Here is a 23,444-nt window from a genome sequence, read left to right as displayed (position 1 = left end):
TATTCCACTGAATGCTATTAAAACAGTTCTCCATTGAGAGAGAAGTTCTTTAAGGCTCATTAATGTGCCCATATGTACTAATAACAGGTACATGGAAAGATATACTATCGGTGTTGCAAATGAACCTAGCGAAATAATATCCTTCGGTAAAAAAGTCCAAAATCCAATTAAAAATAAAACTGCAGATACAAATACTGAAGGAACAAAAGCTTTTGATTTTATCGAAAAAAATTCACCAGCTGCGAGTACAATTAATATAATTGTGAATGCAGCAATAACACTGTAAGTCATAATAGAAACCCCCTAAATTTTTTATAATAAAATCTAAAATATTACCGTCACTAATATTAGTATTTACAACACTAGAAATTGAAATATTAATTTTATGATAATAAGATAAATTTTATTAAATTGTTAAATGTGTTAATAATTTTTAAAAAAAAACAATAAATGCATATATTTTTGTTTAGTATATCAGTGCGTTATAATGGTGTCAACTCCCAAATTATGAGATATTATAACTAAATGCATGATAAGTTACAAGATTAAAATTAGATATAAATATACAGAAAAATGTTATTCATAAATAAATCACTTTGCGTATACAAAATGCATTATATATTCGTTGGAATTGAGAATTATGACATTAAATATTAATGAAAAGCTTTACTAATAGATTCCAGATTATACCCAATATTGCGACAAATGAATTTAATATTTCATAAACAAAATATTTTAAATAGGGTGTTTTTGCTCATTTTACTCGTTTCCTTGCTTAACTTCGCATACTGATTTCTGAGAAATTATAGGAACTCAGCTATTCAAATCCCAACATAGCCATTTTATAGGGCTAAAAGTCGCATAAAATAAGCATCAATAGCTAATACTCCAGCCACTGATGCTCACTCTAAATTCTAACTAATACTTTACTATTTTTCCCAAATCACAGTTGCCCTAGTGGGGTGTGAAGCGCCCCCCGAGGTTACCCCATAAATTGGAGGTTTATGGTTGCTTCTATATTAAAATCCACCATTCTTCGCCTTCATTAAATAACTCAATTGCTTTTCCGTCAATATTGCATTTATATCTGACTGCATTATTAAAAAGCTTCATACTCCTAACTGGATCTTTTATTTCAAACTTTTCATCGTTGTAAGTCAATTCAAAAGGGATATCCCATCCGTTATTATCAGGCTTACTCTCAACCACAACTAACATTTTTTCAATTCTATTTCCCCAAGCCATAAATTTCAACCTCCTTCGTCAATTTTCTATTCCCTTAGTACTATAATACACTTCAAACCGTTAAGATACAAAAATCTGTTAGATAATTACATCTTCTCGACTATTTTTTTGATATGTTTAAATAAAAAACACATCTTTAGTTTAAATATAAAAAACTACTCTCCCCTAAGGAAAGTAGCAATGATAACTCCGCTTATGCCTTTTTAACAAATTCTGATTTTAATTCCATAGCACCAAAACCGTCAATTTTGCAATCAATATTATGATCTCCATCGATCAAACGTATATTTTTCACTTTTGTACCTATCTTTACAGCTGATGAGCTTCCTTTTACTTTTAAATCCTTAATTATAGTTACAGAATCACCATCATTCAAGGTATTGCCATTTGCATCTTTGACAATCTTCTTGCCTTCACTCTTTTCATTTTCTAATTCTAAAGTCCATTCATGAGCACATTCTGGGCAAACCAAAAGGCTTCTATCTTCGTAAGTATATTCTGAATTACATTTTGGGCAATTTGGCAATTCCAACATAATTTCATTTCCTCCATTCGTTATTTCATTTCTTTTTTACAGTTTACATATTATCATAATCTTTTAATATTGACAAATCACTCTATTATTTTATCCTTAAATCTCGCTTGTCTTATACGATGCAGCACTACTTGTATTTTTCATTGCAAACTTTCCTATAAGTTCTCCCTTTTGATCCTTCACACCTATACTGTCTACTCTATAATCAAATAATGCTTTAATTCCTTCCATAAGAGTAGAATCATCTTTAACACTATGAATATTTTTGTCTTTATACATATCCTCATAGTAAACTTTTCTTTCTTTAGAAATAGATGTAATGGCTGTTTTAATATTTGTTACATTTAAATATGCAGTGAAATCCTTATTACCAAAAAAATCTTTTACAAATTGATTTTTGGGGTCAAATAACATTCCTTCTCTAGTTCCTTCTTGAACTATTTTCCCACTATCCAAAAGCACTATTCTGCTACCTAATTTGAAAGCTTCCTCTATATCATGGGTTACAAATACTATAGTCTTCTTTAAAGTTTCTTGAAGTTTAATTATCTCTTCCTGAAGGGTTCTTCTTGTAATTTCATCTACCGCCCCAAAAGGCTCATCCATAAGAATTATATCTGGATTTGATGCTAAAGCTCTTGCCACTCCTATTCTCTGTTTTTGACCACCGCTTAATTCTCTCGGATATTTTTTTAAATAATCCCCATTCAGTCCCACAAGCTCTATAAGTTCTTTAGCCCTGTATTTTATAACTTCCTTTGATTCTTTTTTAATATTCAAAACATAAGCTATATTATCTTCTATGCTCATGTGGGGAAAAAGTCCTATTTGTTGAATTACATAGCCCATACTTCTTCTAAGTTCAATAATATCCCAATCATTTATTTCTTTGCCCTTTATAAATATTTTCCCCGTGTCTGGCTTAATTAGACCATTTATGAGCTTAAGCATAGTAGTTTTTCCACAACCAGACTTACCAATTAAGGTTATAAATTCTCCCTGATCTATTGTAAAATTTAAATTATCTATAATTTTTATCTCATTTACATAAGACTTTTGTATCTGCTCAAACCTTATAAGTTCCATACATAATAATCCTTTCTCTTCCGACCTTTTAAAAACTTCTATGATTTTTTCACCTAAGCTACTTTAATAATCCTTTACTCTTTAAGAATTCATTTGCTACATCCTTTGGATCTTTCTTTTCTTTTTCAACTTTATAATTCATTTGAATCATTTCATCATTGCTTATTTTTCCTTCAAGTTTATTGAGAACATTTTCAAGTTCAGGATACTTTTTAAGTGTTTCCTCTCTCACTAAAGTTGTTGCATAATATGAAGGGAAGAAGTTTTTATCATCGTAAAGAACCTTAAGGTCATATTGTTTCAGCATAGAATCTGTAGAAAAAGCATTTATTACATCTACATTGTTTGAATTTATTGCTTCGTATTTCAGTCCTATATCAAGTTCTGTTTTACCTATAAAAGTAAGTCCGTAAGTTTTTTCAAGGCCCTTATAACCATCTTCTCTTTCATAAAAATCATATTCTGCTCCAAACTTAAGGCCACTGCCCTTTGATGCTAAATCAGAATAAGTGTTAATATTTAATTTTTCCGCAGCGGCCCTTTTCATTGCAAGGGCGTAGGTATCATTAAAACCATATAACCCAAGCCACTTTATTTTGTATTTGCTCTCGTATTCTTTTTTTGCCTCTTCATATAATTTATTAGGGTCATTAATCAAATCTTTTTTTAGTACAAAAAGCCAACCAGTTCCTGTATACTCAGGATAAATATCTATTTCTCCCTTTTCCATTGCGGGCTGAATATTTGATGTTCCCCCACCTATACCTAGTTTCTGTTCCACTTTAATATCTGTATTAGCTTCAACAAGCTGTGTTAACATTTCTGCTAATATATACTGCTCAGTCATGGGCTTTGATGCTATAACGACTTTCTTATCATCGCTTCCACATCCAACTAAAGAAAGTGTCATAATAATTCCTAAGGTACCTGCTATTACTCTTTTTAACATTTACATTCCTCCAATCTTTTCTGTTCCAAGAACTCTTTTTCTTATTTTTTTTTCAAACAATCCAATGAAAAAATCCGCAAGTACTGCAAGTAATGCTACAAGTATACTTCCTGCTGCAGTCATTTCTGGATAATTTGTAGTTATCCCTCTCCATATAGCCACTCCTAGGCCACCTGCTCCTATAAATGAAGCTATTCCAGTAAGAGCAATAGTCATAACTACCATAGTCCTAAAGCCTGCAATAATTATAGGTAAGGCTAATGGAAGCTGTACTTTAAAAAGAAGTTGCATATCCGTACTTCCCATAGCTACTGCAGATTCAACTATCTGTGAATCCACTTCACAAATCCCCACGTAGGTGTTTCTTATAATAGGCAGTACGCCATAAACTGTTAATGCAATTAATGCACTTTTATTCCCTATACCGGATATAGCAACCAAGAAACCAAACAAGGCAATAGATGGAATAGTATATAGAAAGTTTGATATCCCAAGCACTATTCCTGCCGCCTTCTTATGCCGTGTTATATATATTCCAAGAAATAGCCCAATTACCGTAATAAAAATAATTGCAATACCTGAAAGTAATACATGTTGAATAAGTAATTCACTGAAAAAATCATATCTCGTTCTATACAGTTTAAATATTTCTAAAATAAATTTCATATTTTATCTTTAATCCTTTCTTGATTTTTTTCCTTCATTACAATAATGTTAGAAGCAAGAGCAAGAGTAACTGTAAATATACATTCTCTCAATAATATGCTTCCATATGAAAAGATATTATAAAAAATATTTATTTATTATACTCAAGTACGTTGTCATCAGTATCTTTGTCCTCCACTATACTCATTATATATCTTTTTAGAAATCCTTAATATCATTCGGCATATTCCCTTATCTTTCGATGTGTTTCGATAGGTGACTGTCACCCTTAAGATATAACAAAAGCCAAGGACATTTTTAATATCCCTGGCTTTTGTTATCGTTAATAAATTCTACAAATTTAATCTTGTCATTACCTCAGTATCAAAAAACTTCCTAGATGTAGATCCTGAAACACTATAAACTTCACTGTCATCTATTTTTACAGATACTCCCTCTGTACAATGCCCCAAGCAAAATATCGCTTTTAGCTGAACATTATCTGACAGCTTATATTCTTCAATAATTTGTTGAAAATTATTGATAACATTGTAAGACCCTTTAATATGGCATGCACTTCCCACACAAACGCTTAAATCTATCACAAAAATCACTCCTTCCCTTTATAATCTACATGTAATAACTTGTGAACCTTTCCTTTTAACAGCCCCTGATACAATGACATCATCACTGGATTTTCCTCGGAGCGTTTTATGCTACTCATTCTATCTGCCTCATATAATCCTGCACTACGTTTTAATTTTCCTTCAGCTTTTGCAAATGGTTGTCCTGCACCACAAATGCATCCTCCTGGGCATGCCATAACTTCAATGAAGTCATAATGAGCAACACCCGCCTGAATTTTCTTTACAACCTCATCTGCGTTTTTGAGTCCACTTACCACTGCAATCTTAATTATGCGATTATCCACAGTAATGCTAGTTTCTTTAACCCCTTCCATGCCACGTACACCATTAAAAGCAATGGAACGTAAGGTTGGGGTTGATTTATCATCTAAAACCCTACGGATAACAGCTTCAGTAACACCCCCTGTTACACCAAATATAATGCCAGCCCCACTGCTAACACCAAATGGCATATCTACTGCCTCAGTTTCTACCTCTGAGAATATAATTCCTGCTTCTTTTATCATTTGGATAAACTCTTGCGTAGTTATTACATAATCTACACTAGAAACCCCATCCTCCATGAATTCATCCCTTTTTGCTTCAGATTTTTTCGCTGTACAAGGCATAATTGCTACAGATACAATCCTTTTATTAGAATGTTTGTAGTGTTCCTTGAGCACTGAAGAAAACATTTGCATAGGTGAACGACAAGTAGAAACATTTTTCATTAGACTTGGATAATTATTTTCCACATAGCTTACCCAGGCAGGGCAACAAGATGTAAATAATGGTAATTTTTCATTCTTTTCAAGTCTTGCGAGAAATTCCGTGGTTTCCTCGAGCACTGTAAGATCTGCTCCTGTAGAAGTATCAAAAACCTCATCAAAACCCATTTTTCTAAGAGCACCTACTATTTTACCCATTACGTTTTCTCCGTCTTTTTGTCCAAGTTCCTGGCTAATTCCAACCCGTACTGCAGGAGCAATCTGAACTACAACCTTTGTATCCTTATCACTAAGTTCTTCCCAAAGCTTGGCTGTATCATTTTTTACTACAATAGCACCTGTAGGACAAACCGCTGCGCACTGTCCACAACCAACACAATTAGATTCTGCTAATGCTTCATCAAAAGCAGTCCCTACACGCATTTTAGAACCTCTTCTAACAAAATCAATAGCTCCAACGTTTTGTACCTCATCACACACACGAACACAATCTCCACATAAAATGCACTTACTATTATCCCTTACTATACATAGAGATGAATTGTCTACCTTTTTATTTTCAGAAGTATTTTTAAATCTTATTTCCTTTATTCCAAAGCGCTGTGATAATTCTTGCAATTTGCAGTGACCATTTTTTTCACAAGTAGTACAATCTCTACAATGGTCTGAGAGCAATAATTCAAGAATCATTTTTCTATATTTACGAAGCCTTGGAGTATTGGTATATATCTCCATTCCATTTCTTGGCGGAGTGGAGCAAGAAGCTTCCATATCTCCTCTTTTATTCTCCACCATACACATACGACAGGCTCCATATACCGAAAGCTCCGAATAATAACACAAGGTAGGTAATTCAATGCCTGCTTTTCTAACTAATTCAAGAATATTTTTTTCACCATTTATCTCTACCGGAATATCATCTATAAGCATAAACTGTCCATTCATTGTCTTAATCCTCCTTTATAGCGTTAAATGTACAGGCTTCAATACAAGCGCCACACTTAATACACTTATCTTTATCGATTGTATATGGACTTTTAATTTTGCCTGAAATTGCGTGAACTGGACAAATTCTCGCACACTTTGAGCATCCTCTGCAAAGTTCGGCATCAATAAATATTGTCTTAAGCCCTACACAGGTTTTTGATGCACATTTCTTTTGAATTATATGAGTTTCATACTCCTCACGGAAATTTTTAATAGTACTAACAACTGGCAATGCGGCTGATTTACCAAGGCCACATAATGATGTTTGCGATATAGTATCTGCAAGTTCTAAGAGTGTATCTATGTCGGAGATCACTCCACTTCCTGCAACAATTCTTTCAAGAATCTCAAGCATTCTTTTAGTACCCTCACGACATGGAACACACTTACCACAAGATTCATTTTGTGTAAAGCTCATGAAAAATTTTGCAACCTCAACCATGCAAGTATCTTCATCCATAACCACCAGGCCACCAGACCCTATCATTGCACCTACTTTTTTTAACGAATCAAAATCTAGTAACAAATCAAGGTCTTTAGTTACAAGACAACCTCCCGATGGGCCACCTATTTGTACAGCCTTAAACTTTTTACCATTTTTAATTCCTCCACCTATATCGAATATTATTTCTCTTAATGTTGTACCCATTGGCACCTCAATAAGTCCTGTATTTTCAATGTTTCCTGTTAATGCAAAAGCTTTTGTTCCTGGACTTTTTTCCGTTCCAATAGATTTATACCACTCTACCCCTCTATTAATAATTGATGGTACATTTCCAAAGGTTTCAACATTATTAAGTACTGTTGGTTTACCAAAAAGTCCTTGTTCTACTGTTCTTGGAGGTTTTACCCTAGGCATTCCCCTTTTCCCCTCAATAGAAGCTGTAAGAGCGCTTCCCTCACCGCATACAAAAGCACCAGCACCTTTGTTTATTTTAATATCAAAAGTGAAGTTTGTCCCAAGAATGTTTTCACCTAAAATTCCATAACTTTTTGCTTGACTAATAGCATTCTTAAGTCTGCTTACAGCAAGAGGATACTCGGCTCTCACGTAAATATATCCCTTCCTCGCTCCACATGCAATAGCTGCAATCATCATTCCTTGAATTACTCTATGAGGGTCACCCTCCATTAAACTCCTGTCCATAAATGCACCAGGATCACCTTCGTCACCATTGCACACAATATATTTAGTTGTCTCTTTTTGAAGTTTTACTTGAGACCATTTACGACCTGAAGGAAATCCACCGCCTCCACGTCCTCTTAAATTTGATTCCTCTATTTGCTTTATGATGTCATCAGAACTCATATCAAATAATGCTTTTTCAAGGGCACTATATCCTCCAACAGCAAAATATTCTTCTATGGAATTCGCATCAATATGTCCACAATGTTCAAGTGCTAGCCTAGTTTGCTTACTATAAAATGGAATTTCCTCTTGCTTTTTATATATTTTCCCGTCTTTAGTATACGCAAGTCTCTCTACGCACTCATTATTAAGTATAGTTTTCTCTATGATTTCCGCACAATCTTCAGTCTTAACTTTTATATATAAATATCCCCAGGGCTCAATTCTTACAAGAGGACCCATTTCACAAAATCCATGACACCCACTTTTTTTAATTCCAACTGATTCATCATGTGGTTCCACTTCAAGCTTTATTTCACAATTTATGCCTTTATCCACCATTAATCTTACAAGCTCATCATAAATATCTAGGGAACCACCTGCAATACAGCCAGTACCTGCACATATAAGAATTTTCTTCTTTTGCATGCCCAGACTAACCTTATAATCATTTCTAATATTAATTAAATCATTTCTATTATGAAGCATGTTAATTCTCCTCCTTAAGTGTCTTTAGAAGCTCAATTGCTTTTTCTGGAGTCATCGCACCATAGACTTTTTCGTTAATAGTCAAAACAGGGGCAAGTCCACAAGCACCAAGACATGAGACCGTTTCTAAAGTAAACATTAAATCATCAGTTGTGATCTTAGCTTCTGAAAGTCCTAACTCGGTTCGTAGCTTGTCTAATATTGGGATAGACTTTCTTACATGACAGGCTGTACCATTACATATTTTTATTACATACTTGCCCTTAGGATATAGTGAAAAGTTGTCATAAAAAGTAGCAACACTATATATTTTTGCTCTACTCATCCCAAGCTTATCTGACAAATACCCGAATATTTCCTTAGGTAAATACCTATAAATTTCTTGTGTATCTTGCAATATTGCTATAATATTACAGGATTCGAATTCATGCTCACTTAATATACTATTAAGCTTACTATAATCAAATGGTGTATTCATTATACTGCCTCCTTCTAAATTATGCTAAATTATGCTAAATTATCGCCACTGTTATATATTATACTAATCTTTCATATATTACAAATTATATTGCTAATAAAACTGCCGCCACTCACGTGGCAAGTTGAACAAAAAAATTTCAGAGGTTTATCTATATTTTATCACACAGGAATCACACAATATTCACATGGCTTTATGGTGGATTCAGGTATCAAAGTGTAGTGACGTAAGGTCACCACAGCGCATTAACTGTTTCCAATGTGTTTCTAGTTGCCCTGCGGAAGGTGCTCTTAGTTATGGGTTCTTGATATTATGCTTCCTGGTATGGACGGATATTCCTTGGTCAAGGAGCTTAAGAGGAATACACCTGGAATTCCCGTTATCCTTTAACATCAATGTAGATGAATTCACTAAAAAACTATATATATATCAGAGGGAAGATGAACATATTATTCAAAGAATTGTAGACAAGATAGCTTCTGAAGGACTGGATGAGAAGGAAGGCATCCTCAAAGCTCAGGGCGATTCATATTTTTATTACGTAGACTGGGAAACCAGTGGTAACAGTGCTATGGAAGATTAAATACCCTGGGTCATTCTCTTGAGTACCTGGAAAATAGGGAAATTGTTAGAGTTGATAGAATCATTAAAAGTCTTGTATCCAGATTTAGTGTAGTTAGACCTGATTTGAATTGGAAACTTGATTTGAAAGAATTAGAAATTAATGGTAATTCAGAGGCGCTTTTAATTGCCTTGGAAAATATCATAGAAAATCAGTTAAGATATGCGAAAAGCTATATTAGCATATTAATTACTGCTAACGATAAAATGGTCGTGGAAATTTCTAACGACGGACCCTGCTTTGAGGCAAAGGATCCAATGGAACTCTTTGATTCTTATAAAAGAGTAGCACCTAAATTATGATATGAATTAAAACATCTTTAGTTTCATATCCGTGTACACGAACTCCCTCTTCAAAATCATATACAAACATAGTGCCTTTTTCGTGGAAAGCTAATGATAAAGTCTGACCTGCAATACCCACGTCAAACATGGACCATGAATCTCCTTTTGATGTGGCAACATTACCCTGTGGATCATGACCGATTAAACCATTTCTGTAACTCACTATAATCACACCAGCTGCGTTATTAACATTATTTATGTTATGTTGGAAATCCCCAAAAGCCGCTTTAGCAAATGCTGCCTTTTGTTCCACGTCATCATTCATTATCACCGACAGGTCACGTGATATTGATAAAAGAATGCGGACTGGGATGGAAAATTTTGAAAATCACATAAGTAACTTGCTAAACGAAGATGAAAAAGTGCAACTAATTAAAATAATTGATAAACTAAAAGATGATTTTGAATAAAAATAAAGTCGTTAAATGCGACTTTATTATGCTGCACTACTTGTATTTTTCATTGCAAACTCTCCTATAAGTTCTCCCTTTTGATATTTATTACATTTAAATATGCAGTGAAATCCTTATTACCAAAAAAAACTTTTACAAATTGATTTTAGGGTTAAATAACATTTCTTCTCTAGTTCCTTCTTGAACTATTTTCCCACTATCCAAAAGCACTATTCTGCTTCCCTTCATATTATACAACAACTTTAGTGAGAGAGGAAACACTTAAAAAGTATCCTGAAATTGTTCATATTTTATCTTTAATCCTTTCTTGATTTTTTCCCTTCATTACAATAATATTAGAAACAAGAGTAGCTGTAAATATACATTCTCTCAATAATATGCTTCCATATGAAAAGATATTTTAAAAAATATTTATTTATTATACTCAAGTACGTTGTCATCAGTATCTTTATCCTCCACTATACTCATTATATATCTTTTTAGAAATCCTTCATGTGAATCAGACCATAGTTTAAACCCTTCTGAATTTATTACATCCTTTGAATTTAAATTTTCTAGTCCAGAAAAATACCTTAAATTTAATATCCTCATAGTTTCAGACATTAGGTTTATTTCATCCTTTGAGTACTTTTTCTCTTTAATTAATTGTTTATATGCCATATCATAAGCAAGTTTTCCAAAAAATCCCTTTGTGTATTCACTAAAATTATTAATATTTTTATCTGCATCTTTTTTATAAGAGCTTATATCTTGGATATGAATATGTCCACTTAAGACTAAATCTAAATTACTACTTTGAAAAGCATCAATAACTTCTTTATTATCATTTACTGTATACCCATCTTGTATTACGTCACTATGATTCAGCAAATTGTGGTGCATCACAGTAATTATCTTTGCTCCCTTTTCTTTAGCTAAAGCACTACACTTTTTTATCCAATCAAAGGTTTCCTGAGTAATCTGGCCATCAGCCTGCGGAAACCCAATTGCAGAATTATTCTTATACTGATTAGTATCTAGCATTAATAACCACACATCCTCTGAAGGCATTGCAAGATAACTTAGTGTGTTCTTATCCCTTAAAATTGCTTCTTCATAACCAAACTCGCTATAAATCTTACTAAAATCTTTATCACTTACACTATCAGTAATATATTGCTTTTCTCCCTTAAACCCTCTAGCCCAAGGATTTAGCACATCATGATTGCCTGGAATCACATAAACCGAAGTACCAGTTTTCTCAATATCCTTAAATTTATTAGCAATATCAACATGACTCTTCTTTTCTCCATTGGTGGTGAGATCACCGCTGATAATGAGAATATCCGGTTTCTTATTTTTAACCTCATAAGTAAATGCATTTAAAATTTTATCAATGTAAGCTATCTGTTTTCCTGATCCTGTTGAAACAAATTTATTGAAAGCCTCGCCATTATCTGTTAAATCTTTAGATAAGTAATGTATATCAGTAGTAATATAAAAGGTTATATCTTTACCAGACTTAATCTTGTTTTGTGACTTTAGATCATTTGTAGAGTAACCACAACCTCCTAGAATAAATAAAAACATTATAAATATGATAAATATGTACTTTTTTTTAAATTTCATAAACATCCACCGCCTAATTGAAGCAATCTAACTCAACTAAAATTTATAACCATCTGCTTAAGAACTGATCTGAATACTTCAATTTCCTCTTTTGTAATATCCTTATATATTTTACTTTGATATCAAAGTATTGTCAAGTGTTTCCTCATTCGGCATATTCCCTTATTTTTCGATGTGTTTCGATAGGTGACTGTCACCCTTGTGAGGAAGTGATTCTTTATTTTCCAAATATACTCTGTTAATATAATAGATAACAGCAACTACAGTTATTTGCTTTAAAATATCAAAACTACTATCAGAGAGCGGCGGATTTCCTCTATAAATTTCTAGCCTACCACCCTTACGATATTTAGGATAATTTTCTAAACCTAAAAGCAAAAGTGCCCACGCTGGCTTATACTCACCCATGGCTTCTAAAATTCCAAAGAAGTCTGCAATGATTTCATCCTGTACTTTGTTTTGCATACCTCCATATAGCCTTTGTGTCACATAATGGGTGCACTCATGTTCCCTACGTATAATACGGGATATTTTTTTCCATTCATCCTCATTTATTCCAACTTGATTGGGTGTTATGCCACTATAAAATTTGTTTGATAATATAATAAATTTATCTTGATATAAATCTTTATTTGGTATGATTTTTTTAAATTCTTCTTGCCAAAAACCATCCTTATTTTCATTTGTCCATTTTTCCCGAAGCCTTCTTATCCTATCCCAATTATTATAGCCCTTAACAATACAAGCCCCCATAGAGTTAGGTATTTCTATGGGTTCATTTCTATATACCAGTGCTTGCACTAGTTTCTCAAAGTCATAATTGTTAGGAGTAAATAATATTGGAATCTTTCCGACCAAAGTTTGATATATAACTAATTCCAAGGAATCTGACTCTAACAGTTCTAATCTATCCTCATGACAAATACACTCCATAGATTTGCCAAACTTCAATAAATTTTTCATCCACTTTATTATTAAGATCACAAGTTTCTGCAAATATATTATTATTATGATATTCAAGCAGCTCCTGTAATTTTTTCTCAGAGGCACCATAACCATTAAGTATTTCTTCTCTGGTTTTCACAACAAACACCTCTTTTTAATATTTATTAGATAATCAAGAAACCACACGTCAAACTTGACGGGTGGTTTCTTGATATAGTTTGCAGATTTACTTTACCAAAAGTCCTGTACCTAAGGTTGCAGCACCTGCTACTCCTGTTACAGCTACAGTAACTATTGCCCCAATTGCTATTTGTATACCTACTCCTGCGGCTGTCACCGCCAAACCAGAGGCTGTTGAAAATGCAAGTGCTCCAAGAGCTGGGGCTGCCATTGCCCCACCAACAGTTACTATTCCAGTTGCTACACCCGTTACTGCAGCTGATATAACAAGGCCTACTCCTTCTGCCAATCTTTTACACAACAGGTAGGTAGTTGCATGAAAATTTGTTTGAGCTTTTTTGCTATCATAGTCAGGCCAAACTGCATCAGCTATCTTTTCACAATTTACCGATATACCCCTTTTATGGATTAGAAAAGCTAATACTTCCTTTGCCTTGGAGTTTTTCCATACTAGCGCTTCTCCATTTAGGAACACTTCAAAGTCACCAAAACATTGAATAAACGTTTTCTGAGGTCTCACGGCTGTGCTTTTGGTTTTCAATAATCGCTTGACTGTTTTCAATAGTCTTTCCGGTGTCAATGGCTTCAGAATATAATCCATAGCCTGTACTTCAAAAGCCTCTACCGCATATTGATTAAATGCGGTCACGAAGATAATATCGATAAATTCACTCATGTCTAATATCCGTTCTGATAGCTGAAGTCCATTAACTCCTGGCATTTCAATATCTAAGAAAACGGCATCCAGAGGATTCTGTTCTAGGTATGATAATAACTCCTCCCCTGTTTCAAACAGACCACATAGCTCCAGTTCCTTTATTTTAAGCACCATTCTTTCGAATCGTTCCAATACATGCATTTCATCATCTACTACCGCAATTCTTATCATAATGACTTTCTCCCTTCAGGTATAACAAGTTTCACGCAGGTTCCCCGCCCCACCTCACTGGTAATACCGAGACCTCTGCCATACAATCGCATGAGCCGATAGTGGATATTAAGGAGACCAACGCTTTGATCGTTTCTTTTTTCACTCAAGAGGAGCGAAAGCTTTTCCTCTTTAATACCAATACCATCATCTTCAATCTCAATGCCTATATCCTCCTCTAATTGCATCACCCTGACTATAACACTTCCTCCACCTTGTTTTTTTGATATACCGTGCCGAACTGCATTTTCCACTAATGGTTGGAGGATGAGGACAGGTAGTTGATATTCTAAATGGATTCCAACTTCTTTAATCAACTGTATCTTTTGACCAAAGCGCGCTTGTTCAATGTTGAAATACGTATCGATAAATTCCAGTTCTTTTTCTATAGTCACCATTTTATCCAGGTGATTAAATTCCAGACTCCCTCTTAAATAGATTGCTAAGTCTACAATGAGCTTGCCAGCCTTAGCCCCATCTTTTTCGCACACATTAGCAATTGCATTCAATGCGTTGTATAGAAAATGAGGTTTAATCTGTGCTTGAACAAGAGACATTGCCAAAACGACTCCAAAATTTCCATATAAAAACATAAAGGATACATTATTACCACCAATTCCTTTATAGTGAAAAACATCTTCGATAATAGCCAAAACAAAGACATAGATAGCTATAAACATTAAGATCGCATTGTCCTTTTTATCCAGCACTGCTTTTATTATGACGCCAAGGATGTCGCAAACGATAGGTTGCAACCCCACTATGTAGATAAAGATTTTCTCCTGATTTTTTATCATTCCAAGTGCCTGGAACTTTCATAAGCGAATCCATTTGTGGAGGCTTACCCGCAGTAAAATCCTGTGGTGTCAACAATCGATTCCAATAGAATTCCCATTCACCATTCAGCGGTTTTCATACTTTTGTTCACCCCTCGGTTGCATTTATTCACTTTTATTTTTAACGGCATTTTAGAAGGAAAGTCCCCCACTTCTATATGTGGCGGTCACATACTACAACAAAAATAAAACCTCAGTGGGAGTCTAAATTGTAGTGCGTCAAAATATAGCTTTATGGAACTGCATTCCTAAGTCAAATTATACCTATAACACTAATAATTATGTAGTTATTATTTGCTTTTTTACTAAGCAAATTATTGCTATAACAAAAACTCCTAATGACTTGACATCATCAGGAGTTTAGTATGTCCACTTTATGGCGCTAAGCATTCAATATCCTCATTTGCTTCTTATAAACGTCATCTTGTTACTTATGATAATAATACTGTTCAAGATAATGTAATTGTCATTCTTAGATATATGTGTTCATCATGTGGACATACCCCTGCCCTCCTACCTTCGGTAATTATTCCTTATAGTTCCTTTGATGAACTTGAGGACTTCATGATACTAGCAACAGCATTAATTGTTTCCTTTTTAGTTTGCAATCACTCCCAAGGGTCAGGCACCTTACAGAGTTTGGATGCGAAGCAACCCACTTAATTTTTTTCTTGAATTTTATGAAACTTTTTCGCTTTCTGCTACGTTATTTATAGTACCCTTAGCTAAATTACTCGTAGATATAAAATTAATAAAAGAACCTATAATAATAAAAACAATCCCTATTGTCGTATTTAAAGCAATAACCTCTTTTAAAATTATCAAAGCTAAAATTGGTGCTAATGCAGGTTTAATAAAGAATACAATTGATGCAGTCGAAGCAGAAGTTTCCTCCATTGCTAAAAAATAAAAAGTAAACCCAAGCCCAGTAACGCAAATACTAATGTAAGCTAACATTGGTATTTTTTCTATTGTTATACCCTGAAAAATCGGAATATTTGAGAATTCATTTAATCCAATACCAGAAAGAAAGCTTGATACAAAATTTAATTTTGTAATAAGAATAATTACTAACATTTCAAGGCTACCAATTAAAAACGTAAAGCAGTTTATGACTATGCCTCCTAATTTCTCAATTTTCTTATTACTTATTACACTGTATAAAGCAAAAGTTATCGAGGATATAATAATGAATATTATCCCTTTTAAACTAAGTTCCATGCTAAAAGGATTTAATATACATATCATTCCAATTATACTAAGTAACATTGAGATAATAGTGTGTTTATATAATTTTTCACCAATTAAAAAATAGGCAAAAGTAACTACAAATACAGGATTGCAACTAAAAAGTATAGCTACCAAAGATGCCTTGCAGTATAAAATAGCAAGTTGGAAAAATGTCATACTCACTACCACAAGAATAAATCCTGTAAGTGCAAAAAACAAAATATCATCTTTAGTTAATGAAGTTTTTTTACTCTTCAATTTCTTTATTGCAATTGGTAATAAAAGTATCGCCCCTACAAAAAACCTTATGAGATTTATCTGCATAGGATTAAAATCATTTGAAACCATTTTTAAAACTATTTCCATGGTACTGAAAAGAAATGCAGCTAGAATTATAAACCAGTATCCTTTTTTCATTATTACGCCTCTACTATATCAAATTTGATCATGTTAATAATACAGCTAATAATATTATTAAGATAAATAATTGTTATTATAATACACATAATCAAACTACATAGTACCACATAATTCTTTAAATAACTATTTTGTTATTACTCCATCCGCTGGGTGCACATTGCAATATAAAATATCCAAAATTTCAAAAAAAATCAGCTTATTTTTACATATATGTAAAAACAGACACCCCAGCGATACTTTTGAAGGAGGAACGACTGAGATTGCTATTAATTTATTGACATAACTTTATATAATTTACTTCTTTAAAGCTATTTATCTCTAAATCCGCCATGGAAATATCTTGGCTTCCTGTAGCATCGCTATTGATTCCTACACACTTCATACCTGCTTTTTTAGCCGCAAGAACCCCATTATGAGAATCCTCAATAACTACACAGTTTTCCGGACTTACCCCCAGCTTCTCTGAAGCAAAAAGGAATATATCTGGTTCAGGCTTACTTCTCTCTACATAGTCTCCGGTAACAAAAACTTCAAAATATTCTTCTATTTGAAATTTCTTTGCAATAACCAGAATTACATTTAGTGGGGATGATGAGGCAATGGCTAATTTTATTCCTTTCTCGTGCAAGTCTTCTATTAGCTCTTTCACCCCATCAATAAGAGTTATTTCGCATTCTTCTGAATTAAGGTATTTAAAATACGTACTTCTATCATATTCAATTAACTCCTCAAGTGTTTGCTTAAGCTTATATTTATTTTTTAGAGTTTCCCACATATAATGAGAGGTTGATCCTACAAATGAGTGATGCTCATCTCCTGTAACCTCTATACTTAATTTTTTATAAGTCTCATTTTCTAGTTTCATATGTATAGGTTCACTATCAATAATTACCCCATCCATATCAAATATAACTGCTTTCAACATAAAATCACCATCCTGTTATTTTCCTTCCATATAAATCTCCAGATAGAAAGTTACATAGTGTGGAATTTCTACTTGCAACCTATTAAATATTCCGTTTAATAGTTGCTAATAGTTACTCTATTGGGGCGTGAAGCGCCTCACTAGCTAATTTTTACATGCATGTAAAAATGAACCACCAAAGTATTATTTTAGTGGTTCCCTCTTGTCTTCTCCAAGTTTTTCACTTCTTGCTTGCCAAAAATTCTATTTTACGACTCCGCTTTCATTCATTACATTGCCTATCTTATTTATTGTTCCCTCTGTATGTACAATTTTATAAGTAATATTATCAATCTCTGCTTTATGTGTAGTATTACTGTGCTCAATAGCATTTACAACAGAAAATATTTCGAACATTTCCTTTGTTTCATTATCCATTCTAAATCCCTAGCACTATTTTAATTCCCAAGTAAAAATATTATAACATCTTTAAAATTCTTTATCAACCTATAAAATTCACATCTTCCCATTCATATACTTTCTTTATACTTTATTATACTCTGACATCAATTTATCCCCCTCCCAATTACATCCCGAGGCCTTCGATTAAATTCCACCACACTAAACTCATACAAATTCCCATGGCACTCTACATTAGCAATACAGCTTCTACTATCGCAGATGTAGGCCTTTGTGCAGTCAAAAATCTCATGTACTAAAGAACAACTTTTAGACTTCCTTAACCAGTACAAATAAATCTGCAAAAATAGGGTAGATTAATTCAAAGGATGTGACAGCTAACTTAACAAGTATCGTAATCTGATGTATTGTTTCTTAATGTCAGTTGATATGCAATTTCCCCAATATTAAATACCGTACAATTGATACTGAATGGTACACATTAAATGGAGGTAACAAATGGATTATACTGCACAAATAAACAAAATAAATGGTGCCCTTTGGGCATTGCCTGTAATAATACTTCTCTTAGGTGGAAGTATTGCTTATAACATTGCAATGCGTTTTGGAACTTTGAGAAACTGGAAACTTCAACTTAATTTACTAACAACGAGCGGTGGCAGCTCAGATGAAGGAATTTCACCATTACAGACATTTTTTACGGTTGCAGCTTATCGAGTTGCTGTAGGGAACATAGGTGGTGTTGCAGTTGCAATTCTATATGGTGGGCCAGGTGCCGTATTCTGGATGCTTGTGACTTGCCTGTTGACGGCTGCCATTGCTTATGCCGAAAATAGTTTGGGTCAGATATATAAGGTTCGACAAGATGGTCAATATAGAGGTGGCCCTTATAACTATATGGAAATGGGATTGGGCAGTAGATCTTTAGGTATTTCGTTTGCAGTGTTAGCAATGATTGCAGTCCCACTGTTTGTCGTTGGTCCTGGTGCAAATAACATTGCCATGGCATTCCAAAACAGTATGGGTATTAAACCTTCAATAACAGGAGCTGTTGTAGCGGTTCTTTTATTCTTAGTAATTTCTGGTGGTGTTCGAAGCATTGCAAAGTTCTCGACATTTATCGTTCCAATTATGACAATTTTGTATTTATCATTGACTGTCATCATACTGGTTGCCAATGCAGATAAGATTTCAGGTATAATTTCCATGATACTTGGTAGTGCATTTAATAAAGATGCTGTCTTTGGTGGTATGTTTGGTAGTGCAATTGTATTTGGTGTTAAACGTGCTGTAAATTCCAGTGGTGCTGGTATGGGTGAAACACCTGCTGCTGCTGCTGCTGCTGCTGCTGCTGCTGCTGCTGAAAGTCCGCATCCAGCCGAACAAGGTTTGATCAATGCATTCACAGTCAGTATTGATATTACTATTTGTCTTTGTTCTGGTTTTATGATGTTAATTACAGATTGCTTTAATGTGGTTGGTTTAAATGGGGGCTACACTTATATTGGACAAGGATCTGCTACAATTATGTCAAACCAGGCTGCAACAAATACTGCAGGTGTTGTTTGGGTTCAGGAAGCTGCAAATACGGTAATGCCAAATATTGGCGGGATTCTAATTGCCTTTTCATTGCTATTCTTTGCATTCTCAACAACCATTGCTTACTACTATGAAGGTGAATCGGCAATAGCTTACCTTGCGAGAAGTCAAGGTCAAAAAACACGAAATGTATTGATTTGGATTCTTAGAATTACCATGCCATTAATGTTTTTCGTTTGGTCTACAACAACAGCTTCTACAGTGTGGGCGATTAGTGAAATTGCATTAGGTGTGATGATCTGGATAAATGGTATTGTGCTTCTCATAATGTTCCCAACCGTTATTAAGGTATACTGGGACTTTATGAGACAAGTTAAAGAAGGTAAGACTCCTTATTTCAATCCACAAAAATTAGGAATTAAAAACGCGGATCTTTGGATGGATATCAATAAAGATTTTATTGTGCAAGAAGAAAAACATGAATAAGCCTCTTAATACTGCTATAAGTGCATCTAATAGCACGATGGACGATTTCTTGGACTTATTCAACTAGCTCTAAACTAGATCTTTAGTAACACAGCTTGTCTGTTTCACTTCCAATCTGTGTAAGGGGTCAGACCTTTGTCAAAAGCTGGAACAGTTTTTGTTGCTAATGCTAAGTCCCTTTTGTAGCATCAAATAGTATTTGTAAATTTCCCTATACCCTCTTGCCATATTAAAACTAAGAATATATATGTATTTCTATAATCACAATCTGCCTCTTTTAAAAATGAGGTTTTTAATTTACTATTTATTGCTTTCTTCATTAACATTTACATAAAGATCTGAATAACCTATATCCCCTCTAAAATTAATTATTCCACTTAAGATATTGCCACCTCTACCTGTAGGTGTTACTTTATTTCTTATAATAGGATTATCATGATAAAATTCTATGGCGGTTCTATTCTTCCTTTCAATTACTATTTCATAATTAGAGTATTCCTTAAAATAAAGGCACATATAAATGTAATCTATACATTCTTTACCTTCTATAATAGTAGTAAGTGATTTTAACTCACCATATCCAGTTGCGGCCTTATTCCCTTTTATCGAAAAATAAACTTGTTCCGTTTCTATAAATAACAGCTCAAAATTATTTCCAGAAGGTTGTGAATCAATATCTTAAGAACCTCCTGATCATATACATTCACTGCTTTCGCATTGACTTTCCATAGTTCTTCCCTGCGCATCTTCTATGTATCCATTATTTTTGTATTTGGTGTTATTTAGATTGTTAAATAGCTCTATTAATATATCTAAAACCTCACCACCGCTACCACTCATTTCAGGTAATATTTTTTAAACAATGGAATAATCCATAGCTTTATTAATAGAGAATAACTCATTCGATTCGGCGTAGATAACATAAAATACTATTTCATCTCGTACCCCATAAGCAAAATGCTGCTGGTACTTTTCAAGTATATTTCTGTGGAATATAAACGCCACCATATTTATAATAGGCAGCATCAATAATAATGTCTAGAACGAATAAGTGCACCGCCATTCATAGCAGTACACTATCGTTTTGCTGCCACATAAAGCACAAGATATCAGGTTACATAATTTACTAAACCCGCATCAGCTATTACTTTAGCCTAGCTTCCATATAGTTAGCATTTTTTTAGTTTACAATCATTCCCAAGGGTCAGGCACCTTACAGACTTTGGAAGCGAAGCAGACAAGCTCTGTTGCTACTGATTTATTTTCTTTGTAACATTTTAGGTTTAGGTGTTACTGGAATCTGGTGGGGTATTGTCTTTCTTACCTGGTCATCGGTAGTTGCCACTTATATTTACAGCAGACGCCAATTAAATTTATTATAACCTATTCATGTTTTATAAACTGAATAATACAAATAAAAAAAATGCTTTATTTTTAATGAAAGCATCTTTTTGTATTTTAAAATTTATATAATATTTCAACTTATACTTTACCATTAGATATTATCATTAATAAAAATAATTATATATTTAATGTATTCTCAGTCATTTTATTCAGTACCTTTTTAAATATCTGAAGGATATCTTCATCAATGCCAACAACAGCATCATTTTTAAATTTTTCAACAATGGGCATTAAATCAACACACGCCTTAACTCCATTTTGTGTAAGCTTTAAATATTTTACACGTTTATCTTTGGTACAACCAGTGCGACATAAAAAACTGTCATATTCCATTTTTTGAAGTAACCTTACAACTGTAGGCTCTTTTATTGACATTTTATCCGCCAATTGTCTTTGCGTTATACAATCACTATTATAAATATAATACATAGCAATCCACTGAGTTCTTGTAACATTATACGGTTTAAGTACTTTCTCCAATGCTTCTGCAAAAATTTTAGCACTTCGACTGGTTATTAGAGCAACACAATCATCAAACACGAACATTTATTCACCAACTTAATTTATTTATATATTAATAAATTATAGCATGTTTTTGCATGTTTTTCTATATTTTTTAAAATATTGTTTTGAGTATATTTTTCTATATAGTCAAAAATGCTGTTGCTCTAAAATACTTTGGCACATGATAATTTAATTTTCACAGTTATTCTTCTATGTATAAATAAGGAAATTACCGTAGCAACCCCCTTATCAATTATTTAATTAATATCTTACAACACCAGCTGATACCGTTTTAACACCATTTGCAAGGCTGTCACCAACTGGGCATCTTGATTCAATAAATTGTGCAAAAGCTTCAGTTTTTTCTTGTGTTTCATTTGTTTTAAAGTGCATTGTATAACGAATTTCCTGAAAACCATTTCTTACATCTGCAAGTCCCATAAAACCATCAGGGTCTAAATCCCCTTCAAGTTCAACATGAAATTCTTCACAAGAAAATTTTTGAGCTTTAGCAAATGCACTTGCGACAATTGCTTGACATGCACCTAATGCACAAAGTACTGTTTCAACTGGACTCATACCAACATTGGTTCCACCCAGATCTTCTGGTTCATCTATTAAGATTTTGAACCCTCTTGCATTTGTTTCAACCTGTAATCCCTCTGGTAATTTTTTTGCAGTAGCCTTATAAGTCATTAACATAATAACCATCTCCTTTTCTGTTTGTTAATATAATATCATACTTGAATAGCAAGGTCAATAGTTAGCTAAGTATGTATCTCCGTTTTTATACAAAAAAAGGCTTCAGTTAAGTCATTGGGTTGACTAAAACTAAAGCTTTTAAATTTTTAGCAACACCGCTTGTCTGTTTCACTTCCAATCTGTGTAAGGGGTCAGACCCTTGTCAAAAGCTGGAACAGTTTTTGTTTCTAGTGGGATGCATGCAGCCCACTTAAATATTGAAAAGAGTAAGGTTTATCAATTGTAGAGAAATAAGTTTATATATCGAAACAAATTATGGTTACAATTTGTTTTCGACATATTTTGCTTACCCCTAGGTGTCGTAACGAGGTCTTGGCTGAGATTTCCATTGGAAATTTTACATTATTTGTTCATGATCATTGACAAACTGGGCGAAACTATCAACATTTGTCTATTTATGATATTATATAATGCAGATGGAGTTTGTGGTTTAATCTTTAGGATATGCTTAAGTTGTACATTTATGGATATTATAATGAAATAAGATGTTCAAGAAAAACACCAATACACTAAGACAAGTGTTGAGGTGTTCGTTGATTTTTGTAATGACATCGGATTATATGAAAAATAACTATAAATTTTTTAGATAATATCATGAAAATAAATAAGGAGGAATGTAAATGGATTCATTTGTAAATATAATCAATAAAATTGATGGATTGATATGGGGTATACCACTCATTGTTTTATTGTTTGGAACTCATCTATTCTTGACTTTTAGACTTAAATTTATTCAACGGCACATATTTAAAGCTATAAAGTTATCAGTAACAAAAGATGAAT

The 23,444-nt window shown here is 33.4% G+C and carries 28 protein-coding genes and 2 pseudogenes; 5 read left to right on the top strand and 25 right to left on the bottom strand.

The genetic code is table 11. The annotated features are described in order from the left end of the window. From JJD95_RS13955 to JJD95_RS13910, 10 genes and pseudogenes are all read right to left on the bottom strand, one after another. Nucleotides 1-291 (bottom strand): annotated as a pseudogene (locus tag JJD95_RS13955) (hypothetical protein); the annotation flags it as partial. Between the two features lie 723 nt (nt 292-1,014). Next, entirely contained in the window at nt 1,015-1,245 is a 231-nt protein-coding gene (locus JJD95_RS13950) for a hypothetical protein (RefSeq protein WP_291643634.1), read from the bottom strand. Between the two features lie 193 nt (nt 1,246-1,438). Then, nucleotides 1,439-1,780 (bottom strand): zinc ribbon domain-containing protein YjdM, encoded by a 342-nt coding sequence (locus tag JJD95_RS13945; protein ID WP_291643633.1) that lies wholly within the window; start codon nt 1,778-1,780, stop codon nt 1,439-1,441. A gap of 96 nt (nt 1,781-1,876) precedes the next feature. Continuing rightward, the gene (locus JJD95_RS13940) at nt 1,877-2,866 is read right to left on the bottom strand and encodes an ABC transporter ATP-binding protein (protein ID WP_291643632.1); all 990 of its coding nucleotides are present in this window, start codon (nt 2,864-2,866) and stop codon (nt 1,877-1,879) included. Nucleotides 2,867-2,924: 58 nt separating this feature from the next. Then, the gene (locus JJD95_RS13935; protein WP_291643631.1) at nt 2,925-3,815 is read right to left on the bottom strand and encodes a glycine betaine ABC transporter substrate-binding protein; all 891 of its coding nucleotides are present in this window, start codon (nt 3,813-3,815) and stop codon (nt 2,925-2,927) included. Beyond that, nucleotides 3,816-4,481, bottom strand: a complete 666-nt coding sequence (locus tag JJD95_RS13930) for an ABC transporter permease (RefSeq protein ID WP_291643630.1) — start codon at nt 4,479-4,481, stop codon at nt 3,816-3,818. 332 nt (nt 4,482-4,813) lie between these two features. After that, nucleotides 4,814-5,065 (bottom strand): (2Fe-2S) ferredoxin domain-containing protein, encoded by a 252-nt coding sequence (locus JJD95_RS13925; protein WP_291643629.1) that lies wholly within the window; start codon nt 5,063-5,065, stop codon nt 4,814-4,816. A 5-nt stretch (nt 5,066-5,070) separates the two neighbouring features. Further along, nucleotides 5,071-6,759 carry a [FeFe] hydrogenase, group A gene (locus JJD95_RS13920; RefSeq protein ID WP_291643628.1) on the bottom strand — a complete coding sequence of 563 codons (1,689 nt, stop codon included), beginning with the start codon at nt 6,757-6,759 and terminating at the stop codon, nt 5,071-5,073. A 4-nt stretch (nt 6,760-6,763) separates the two neighbouring features. After that, nucleotides 6,764-8,638, bottom strand: coding sequence for an NADH-quinone oxidoreductase subunit NuoF (gene nuoF, locus JJD95_RS13915; protein WP_291643627.1), 1,875 nt, complete (start codon nt 8,636-8,638; stop codon nt 6,764-6,766). 1 nt (nt 8,639) lies between these two features. Continuing rightward, nucleotides 8,640-9,116, bottom strand: coding sequence for an NAD(P)H-dependent oxidoreductase subunit E (locus JJD95_RS13910; RefSeq protein ID WP_291643626.1), 477 nt, complete (start codon nt 9,114-9,116; stop codon nt 8,640-8,642). Between the two features lie 187 nt (nt 9,117-9,303). Here JJD95_RS13910 and JJD95_RS13905 point away from each other — a divergent pair, with 187 nt between their 5' ends. Together JJD95_RS13905 and JJD95_RS13900 are read left to right on the top strand one after the other, a co-directional pair. Beyond that, the gene (locus JJD95_RS13905; protein ID WP_291643625.1) at nt 9,304-9,699 is read left to right on the top strand and encodes a hypothetical protein; all 396 of its coding nucleotides are present in this window, start codon (nt 9,304-9,306) and stop codon (nt 9,697-9,699) included. Nucleotides 9,700-9,803: 104 nt separating this feature from the next. After that, nucleotides 9,804-10,040 carry a hypothetical protein gene (locus tag JJD95_RS13900; protein WP_291643624.1) on the top strand — a complete coding sequence of 79 codons (237 nt, stop codon included), beginning with the start codon at nt 9,804-9,806 and terminating at the stop codon, nt 10,038-10,040. On the opposite strand, the gene JJD95_RS13895 is transcribed toward JJD95_RS13900, so the two are convergent. From JJD95_RS13895 to JJD95_RS13865, 7 genes are all read right to left on the bottom strand, one after another. Then, complete coding sequence (locus tag JJD95_RS13895; protein ID WP_291643623.1) at nt 10,030-10,353, bottom strand: hypothetical protein; 324 nt, start codon at nt 10,351-10,353, stop codon at nt 10,030-10,032. The two genes, JJD95_RS13900 and JJD95_RS13895, sit on opposite strands and share 11 nt — an antisense overlap. Before the next feature lie 553 nt (nt 10,354-10,906). Further along, nucleotides 10,907-12,103, bottom strand: coding sequence for a metallophosphoesterase (locus JJD95_RS13890; RefSeq protein WP_291643622.1), 1,197 nt, complete (start codon nt 12,101-12,103; stop codon nt 10,907-10,909). 162 nt (nt 12,104-12,265) lie between these two features. Next, nucleotides 12,266-13,054, bottom strand: coding sequence for a hypothetical protein (locus JJD95_RS13885; protein ID WP_291643621.1), 789 nt, complete (start codon nt 13,052-13,054; stop codon nt 12,266-12,268). Then, the gene (locus JJD95_RS13880) at nt 13,017-13,187 is read right to left on the bottom strand and encodes a hypothetical protein (RefSeq protein ID WP_291643620.1); all 171 of its coding nucleotides are present in this window, start codon (nt 13,185-13,187) and stop codon (nt 13,017-13,019) included. Before JJD95_RS13880 ends, JJD95_RS13885 begins: the two co-directional genes overlap by 38 nt. Before the next feature lie 87 nt (nt 13,188-13,274). After that, nucleotides 13,275-14,117: a response regulator gene (locus JJD95_RS13875; protein ID WP_291643619.1), complete on the bottom strand. Its 843-nt coding sequence runs from the start codon at nt 14,115-14,117 to the stop codon at nt 13,275-13,277. Further along, nucleotides 14,114-14,836, bottom strand: a complete 723-nt coding sequence (locus JJD95_RS13870) for a sensor histidine kinase (protein WP_291643618.1) — start codon at nt 14,834-14,836, stop codon at nt 14,114-14,116. Before JJD95_RS13870 ends, JJD95_RS13875 begins: the two co-directional genes overlap by 4 nt. A gap of 19 nt (nt 14,837-14,855) precedes the next feature. Beyond that, on the bottom strand, nt 14,856-15,029 hold the full coding sequence (locus JJD95_RS13865; RefSeq protein ID WP_291643617.1) for a hypothetical protein: 174 nt from the start codon (nt 15,027-15,029) through the stop codon (nt 14,856-14,858). A 311-nt stretch (nt 15,030-15,340) separates the two neighbouring features. Here JJD95_RS13865 and JJD95_RS20100 point away from each other — a divergent pair, with 311 nt between their 5' ends. Continuing rightward, on the top strand, nt 15,341-15,655 hold the full coding sequence (locus tag JJD95_RS20100; protein WP_367114826.1) for a DUF6431 domain-containing protein: 315 nt from the start codon (nt 15,341-15,343) through the stop codon (nt 15,653-15,655). 15 nt (nt 15,656-15,670) lie between these two features. On the opposite strand, the gene JJD95_RS13860 is transcribed toward JJD95_RS20100, so the two are convergent. The 3 genes from JJD95_RS13860 to JJD95_RS13850 form a co-directional block, all read right to left on the bottom strand. After that, entirely contained in the window at nt 15,671-16,639 is a 969-nt protein-coding gene (locus tag JJD95_RS13860) for a DMT family transporter (protein WP_291643616.1), read from the bottom strand. 274 nt (nt 16,640-16,913) lie between these two features. Further along, nucleotides 16,914-17,567 (bottom strand): HAD family phosphatase, encoded by a 654-nt coding sequence (locus JJD95_RS13855; protein WP_291643615.1) that lies wholly within the window; start codon nt 17,565-17,567, stop codon nt 16,914-16,916. Nucleotides 17,568-17,810: 243 nt separating this feature from the next. Beyond that, entirely contained in the window at nt 17,811-17,984 is a 174-nt protein-coding gene (locus tag JJD95_RS13850; RefSeq protein WP_291643614.1) for a hypothetical protein, read from the bottom strand. Between the two features lie 480 nt (nt 17,985-18,464). Here JJD95_RS13850 and JJD95_RS13845 point away from each other — a divergent pair, with 480 nt between their 5' ends. Continuing rightward, nucleotides 18,465-19,991 carry a sodium:alanine symporter family protein gene (locus JJD95_RS13845; RefSeq protein ID WP_291643613.1) on the top strand — a complete coding sequence of 509 codons (1,527 nt, stop codon included), beginning with the start codon at nt 18,465-18,467 and terminating at the stop codon, nt 19,989-19,991. A 300-nt stretch (nt 19,992-20,291) separates the two neighbouring features. Here JJD95_RS13845 and JJD95_RS13840 read toward each other — a convergent pair whose 3' ends face one another. The 5 genes from JJD95_RS13840 to JJD95_RS13820 form a co-directional block, all read right to left on the bottom strand. Continuing rightward, nucleotides 20,292-20,507, bottom strand: a complete 216-nt coding sequence (locus tag JJD95_RS13840; protein WP_291643612.1) for a hypothetical protein — start codon at nt 20,505-20,507, stop codon at nt 20,292-20,294. Between the two features lie 177 nt (nt 20,508-20,684). Beyond that, on the bottom strand, nt 20,685-20,831 hold the full coding sequence (locus JJD95_RS13835; RefSeq protein ID WP_291643611.1) for a hypothetical protein: 147 nt from the start codon (nt 20,829-20,831) through the stop codon (nt 20,685-20,687). Nucleotides 20,832-20,846: 15 nt separating this feature from the next. Beyond that, nucleotides 20,847-21,017, bottom strand: coding sequence for a hypothetical protein (locus tag JJD95_RS13830; RefSeq protein ID WP_291643610.1), 171 nt, complete (start codon nt 21,015-21,017; stop codon nt 20,847-20,849). A 495-nt stretch (nt 21,018-21,512) separates the two neighbouring features. Continuing rightward, nucleotides 21,513-21,941: a MarR family winged helix-turn-helix transcriptional regulator gene (locus tag JJD95_RS13825; protein ID WP_291643609.1), complete on the bottom strand. Its 429-nt coding sequence runs from the start codon at nt 21,939-21,941 to the stop codon at nt 21,513-21,515. A gap of 219 nt (nt 21,942-22,160) precedes the next feature. After that, nucleotides 22,161-22,601, bottom strand: a complete 441-nt coding sequence (locus JJD95_RS13820; RefSeq protein WP_291643608.1) for an OsmC family protein — start codon at nt 22,599-22,601, stop codon at nt 22,161-22,163. Between the two features lie 680 nt (nt 22,602-23,281). Here JJD95_RS13820 and JJD95_RS13815 point away from each other — a divergent pair. Next, nucleotides 23,282-23,444 (top strand): annotated as a pseudogene (locus tag JJD95_RS13815) (sodium:alanine symporter family protein); the annotation flags it as partial.

The organism is Clostridium sp. (assembly GCF_016650035.1).
Taxonomy (GTDB): Bacteria; Bacillota; Clostridia; order Clostridiales; family Clostridiaceae; genus Clostridium_AD.
Note: the sequence above shows the minus strand (reverse complement) of the source record. Positions and strands in the feature narration are given on the sequence as shown.